This window comes from Variovorax sp. P4_D9, assembly GCF_056401695.1.
Window position 1 is genome coordinate 1 of the sequence record NZ_JBFUIU010000630.1, and the last position, 5237, is coordinate 5237.

Below are 5237 nucleotides of genomic sequence, written 5' to 3' on the forward strand. Positions count from 1 at the left end.
CTGCGGCGGCGAACCGTAGGCAGGAGTTGCAAGCATCCATGGCGGTAGTTAACGGGTCGGTGCCTCTTCGGCCCTAACAACGTGAGCCACGTGCCAGACAATGCAGGTTCTTGTCACGCCACGTTCCAGCAGGCCCCTGGCCTTGAGGTAGACCTCGGTCCCCAGCACGTTCACATGGCCCAGGTAGGCCGACAACATCGGTAACCGAGCATGCACGTCTACGCCTGCGATCGCCCATTCGGTCAACCGATGCACGGCGAACGCATGCCGGAACTCGTACGGCCTGGCGCCGGCGCGGCCCCCTCGGGGGCTTCAACCCCAGATCCTGAAGCAGTCGGCGCAGCACGTCGGAAGCGGCGCGTAGCGTTGCGACGGATGAAGAACGCCGGTGACGCGGCAACGCCGTTGGCAGCCAGGATCTCGTCGCGGCGCCGCGCGTACTGTCTTAGCTCGGCCACAAGATCTTCTCGGATCGGCAGGATGCGCGAACGCCCCTTGATTCCCTGCACGGTCAGGATCTGCCGGTGCAGATCGATGCCGTCCATGCGCAGTCTCGTGGCTTCGCCCAATCGCAGGCCGGTGCAGTACAGCACCAGGCTGAGCGCAGGCAACATCGCACCCCATATACTGCGCCCCTCGTGCCGCGTGGCCGCCTCGATGATGGCGAGGACCTCTTCGCGACTGAAAATGTAGGGCACGAACACCGACTCCTTGACAGGAGCCACCGCGTGCTCCGGAACGAACGCACGAGGTTCGCGCCGGCGACGGAACAGGCACAGCTGCCGAACGACACCGAACTCGKTGCCTACCGTGATGGCCTTGCGACTCTCTMTGCGCGCCTCCCACAGCGTCACGACTTCCTCCAGCAGTGCCGGACGTTCGCCGTAGCGCTCACGGACGAAGCGCACGAAGCTGTTGAGGACGAACTCCGCGCGCCGGTAGCCCATGCCCATGGCGCGCTTGAACTCGAGGAACTCGGCCGCGTCAACGGCCACGCTCTGCGCGGTGACCTTGGTGGGTTCGTTCTTCTCCAGGTCATCAGCCGCCTTGGCACGGTTGAGAAGGCCCTGGATCTGGGCCTTGAGCTCGCCATCGGCCTTGACCATCCGGTCATAGCTCATGGCCTTGTGGCGGCTGGCATTCGCCTTCAGCTTGGTGCCATCCACCGCCACGGTGCCCAGCTTGACCAGCCCGCACTCGCGCGCCAGCCGCACCAGCTGCACGAATAGCGCGGTCAGTTCTTCCAGATGCAGCGCCCGGAAGTCCGAGAGTGTGCGGTGCGCCGGATGGTTCTCCGCGGCCAGAACCCGCAGGGCAACGTCCTCGTGCAGCTTGGCCGCCAGCTTGCGCGAGCTGAAGGTGCCGGTCGCGTAGCCGTAGATCAACACCTTGATCATCATGGCCGGCTAGAACGGCTGGTTGCGTGGCCCGCCCTTGGCGTAACGTGCATGGAAGGCGCTCAGATCCAGGCTGTCCACACCGTCGCTGATGAAGTACGCCAGGTGCCCTTCGGGCAGCCAGTCTTGCAGCGCGTCAGGAAGCAGTCTTTGCCGCTGCGGCTCGTAGGGCAGGTAGCTGATGGGCATACGCCCAAATCTATCAAGCCTCTGCGCGCTCGTCACGCTTCTGCCGCGCAGACTCCTAGGCCATGCCGGCTATCCGCAGGCGCAATGTGCGGGGTACTGGTGGAGTGCGCCACGCATGCGATCTACTTCGGCGCAGTAGAAAAACATTAGGTTACTAACCATATTGGGGTAACCACCAAAGCTGGACGTGTTGCGGAATCGGGCGCCAATTCATAAAATACTTAGAGTCGTAAGGAAAATGGTGACTGTTCTTCGTACCGCATTTCGCCTCCCCGAAACCATGGACCACACACTTAGCCGCCTTTCCTGGAATGACTCGTTGCTGCTTGGCCATGCGGCCATGGATGCGGAGCACGAGCGTTTCGTGACGCTGGTCGCGGCAATGCAGGGTGCCGCCGACCACGAGTTGCCCGGACTGCTAAGCGCGCTACTGGAACAAGCCGCCGCGCACTTCGCCATCGAGAACGCGTCGATGGCTGCGACCAACTTTCCGGCCCGCGATTGTCACGTGCAGGAGCACGAAGCCGTTCTCGCGACACTGCGGGGGGTGCACCTTCGGCTCGCGCGTGGAGAGCATGGCGTCGCACGCGCCGTGGCGGCCGAGCTGGCCGTGTGGTTTCCCGCGCACGTGCAGCACCTGGATTCGGCACTGTCCCATTGGATCAGCAAGCAACGATACGGCGGCAAGCCGATCGTGCTGCACCGGCGCCGCACAACCGAACCTGTATCGGCCTAGACGTCGCCCGGGACCAACATACTTCGAAAGGAAAAGACCCATGATGACTGCACAAGAAAACGACCTCCTCTGCCGCGTGGAGGGCGTTGCCCCGATGGGCCAACTGATGAAACGCCACTGGACGCCGGTGTGTCTCATCGAGGAAGTCAGCGAACCCGACGGCGACCCGGTCAAGGCGCGCGTGTTCGGCGAAGACCTTGTGGTCTTTCGCGACACCGATGGCCGCGTTGGTGTGATGGACGAGCTCTGTCCGCATCGGCGTGCGTCGCTGGTGTTCGGTCGCAACGAAGAAGGGGGCTTGCGTTGCCTGTACCACGGCTGGAAGATGGACGTCGACGGCAACGTGCTCGAGATGGCGTCCGAGCCCGCCGCCAGCGGCATGGCTGACAAGGTCAAGCACTCGGCCTACCCAACCAAAGAGTGGGGCAGCATGGTCTGGGCCTACATGGGTCCCCAAGACAGCGTCCCGGAGTTCAGGCCGCCGGCCTGGGCGCCGACGGCGGACACGCGCGTGAGCGTCGCCAAGGTTCTGCTGCCCTGCAACTGGGCGCAGATCCTGGAAGGCGCGATCGACTCTGCCCACAGCTCGAGCCTGCATTCTTCGGATATGGTCCCGGCGCGAGTCGACAGCGCCAAGGCCACCGACAAGACGTGGCTGCGCCCTTCGACAGACAAGGCGCCGCGCATGCAGGTGCAGCGAACTGGCTACGGCTTTCGCTACGCCGCCATGCGCCGCCCGATCAGCAACGCCGCAGCCAACGACTACGTGCGAACCACGGTATTCGTCGCACCGGCAACGGCGCTGATCCCGCCGAATAATCTCTACAACGTGGCGAACATCAACGTTCCGATGGACGACACGAACACGGCTTTCTATTTCATCGCGTGGGGCCATGCGGCGCAGACGCCTGAGACCGAGACCTGGCGCAAGTTCCTGCGTCAGACGGTTGGCGTCGACCTTGACGCGACGTACCGGCCGCTCCGCAACCTGGACAACAAGTTCTGGCAGGACCGCAACGCGATGAAGGCTGGCAACTTCACCGGCATCACCGGCTTCCCCAACCAGGACGTGGCGATGTGGGTGACGATGGGACCGATCGCCGACCGCACGCACGACCGGCTTGGCGCCAGCGACCTCGCGATCGTCGAGTTCCGCAGACAGATGCTCGATGCGGTGAAGGCCTTCGGCGAGGGTCAGGCGGCCATCGGCACCGGCGAAGAGGCGGTCACGCCGGCGGTTTGCGCGTTCCAGGCGATCGTTCCAAAAACGACCGACTGGCGCTCGTACGACGCGCGATATGTCTGGCCCGATGGGCGGGAGCATCCCGAACTCGAACCCTCTTATTCGGTGAAGGCTTGACGCCATGAGCAAGCTGCAACTTTCAGTCGCCATGGGCGATTACGATCGCACGCGCGCCCTGTTCGATGGCCGCGTGCAGATCGACGGCGTCGATCCGGTCTACATGCTGCTGAACCCCGAAGAGATGTTCTTCAGGGCCATGCGAAGCGTCGACTTCGACATCACCGAGCTGTCTTTCTCGAGCTACCTGGTGAAGCACTCAAGGGGGGAGTGTCCGTACATCGCGGTGCCGGTCTTCCTGTCGCGGGCCTTTCGGCACACTTCGATCTACGTCCGCAAGGACCGCATCGGGAAGCCTGAGGACCTGAAGGGCAAGCGCATCGGCTTGCCCGAGTATCAGCTCACGGCCAACGTCTGGGCGCGCCAGTTCCTGCAAGACGACTACGGCGTCAAGCCATCGGACGTCACCTGGGTGCGGGGCGGCATCGAGACCCCCGGCCGACCCGAGAAAATCAAACTCCAACTGCCACCCGACGTGCGGGTCGAGCAGGCGCCGGATGGCCGAACGATCTCCGAATTGCTCGACTGCGGCGAAATCGACGGCTTCATGGCGCCCCGTCCGCCGAATCGCGCAGCACTCGCCAATCCGAACGTCGGATGGCTGTTCGAGGATCCGACCGCGGTCGCGAAAGACTATTTCCGGCGCACCGGCGTGTTCCCGATCATGCATGTGGCGGTGATCCGCAAGGAGTTGGCACAGCAGCATCCGTGGCTTCCCAGCGCGGTGGTCAAGGCCTTTGCACAATCGAAGGCGGCAGCGCTGCAATTGCTTTCAGATACGTCCGCGACGAAGGTCACGTTGCCCTTCGTGGAAGAGCAACTGCAGGCGGCGCGCGAGACCATGGGCGAAGACTTCTGGTCTTACGGCGTTGCCTCGGCGCGCCAGACGCTCGAGACCTTCGTGCGTTCCCACCACGAGCAAGGGCTCTCCGCGCGCCGCGTCGCCGTGGATGAATTGTTCCATCCCTCGACTTACGAAACCTACAGCATCTGAGACCCCACCCATGAATCGCAGAAGTTTCACACGCCTGGCGGCGGCGAGCATCGCCATTGCGGCATTCACCCTCGGGCTGGCACCGCTCGCGCAGGCGGACACGTATCCTTCGAAGCCGATCAAGCTGGTCGTTCCCTATTCGCCGGGCGGCCTGCCCGACACCGTGGCGCGCGTCCTGTCACGCTATCTCCCAGATGCACTGGGCCAACCCGTGGTGGTCGAGAACAAGCCCGGTGCCGGTGGTGCGGTGGCCGCCGCGACGCTGGCCGCGTCGCCACTCGACGGCTACACCCTGCTGGTGACCGACGGGCCGATGCTGTCGATCACGCCGTTGCTTACCAAGAAGATGACGTACGACGCAGTGAACGATTTTGCGCCCGTGTCGCTGGTCGGCAAGGCCCCGCTGTTCCTGGCAGTCAACCCGAACGTGAAGGCCAATACGCTCGATGAACTGATCGCGCTAGCCAAAGCCCAGCCCGGCGCGCTGAACTACGGCTCGTCGGGGCCCGGCAGCATCCACCACCTCACAGCCGAGGCGATGAACGCGAGTCTGGGCATTGT

At 63.9% G+C, this 5237-nt stretch carries 5 protein-coding genes and 1 pseudogene; 4 read left to right on the forward strand and 2 right to left on the reverse strand.

Annotation, left to right across the window (positions count from 1 at the left end; all coding sequences use genetic code 11):
* Nucleotides 1-242 precede the first annotated feature (242 nt).
* The gene (locus tag AC1DY5_RS40965; RefSeq protein WP_478120172.1) at nt 243-953 is read right to left on the reverse strand and encodes a tyrosine-type recombinase/integrase; all 711 of its coding nucleotides are present in this window, start codon (nt 951-953) and stop codon (nt 243-245) included.
* Between the two features lie 63 nt (nt 954-1016).
* Nucleotides 1017-1586 (reverse strand): annotated as a pseudogene (locus AC1DY5_RS40970) (transposase); the annotation flags it as partial.
* A 238-nt stretch (nt 1587-1824) separates the two neighbouring features.
* Here AC1DY5_RS40970 and AC1DY5_RS40975 point away from each other — a divergent pair.
* The 4 genes from AC1DY5_RS40975 to AC1DY5_RS40990 form a co-directional block, all read left to right on the forward strand.
* Nucleotides 1825-2322: a bacteriohemerythrin gene (locus AC1DY5_RS40975; RefSeq protein WP_478120168.1), complete on the forward strand. Its 498-nt coding sequence runs from the start codon at nt 1825-1827 to the stop codon at nt 2320-2322.
* A 40-nt stretch (nt 2323-2362) separates the two neighbouring features.
* Nucleotides 2363-3682: a Rieske 2Fe-2S domain-containing protein gene (locus tag AC1DY5_RS40980; protein ID WP_478120169.1), complete on the forward strand. Its 1320-nt coding sequence runs from the start codon at nt 2363-2365 to the stop codon at nt 3680-3682.
* Nucleotides 3683-3686: 4 nt separating this feature from the next.
* Nucleotides 3687-4676 (forward strand): substrate-binding domain-containing protein, encoded by a 990-nt coding sequence (locus tag AC1DY5_RS40985; RefSeq protein WP_478120170.1) that lies wholly within the window; start codon nt 3687-3689, stop codon nt 4674-4676.
* Between the two features lie 10 nt (nt 4677-4686).
* Nucleotides 4687-5237, forward strand: a 551-nt coding sequence (locus AC1DY5_RS40990) for a Bug family tripartite tricarboxylate transporter substrate binding protein (RefSeq protein WP_478120171.1), incomplete at its 3' end; no start/stop codon positions are given.

Excerpts from the sequence above, each read along its gene's own strand:
- AC1DY5_RS40975 (WP_478120168.1), top strand. The coding sequence starts at position 1,825 with ATGGTGACTGTTCTTCGTACCGCATTTCGCCTCCCCGAAACCATGGAC.
- AC1DY5_RS40980 (WP_478120169.1), top strand. The coding sequence starts at position 2,363 with ATGATGACTGCACAAGAAAACGACCTCCTCTGCCGCGTGGAGGGCGTT.
- AC1DY5_RS40985 (WP_478120170.1), top strand. The coding sequence starts at position 3,687 with ATGAGCAAGCTGCAACTTTCAGTCGCCATGGGCGATTACGATCGCACG.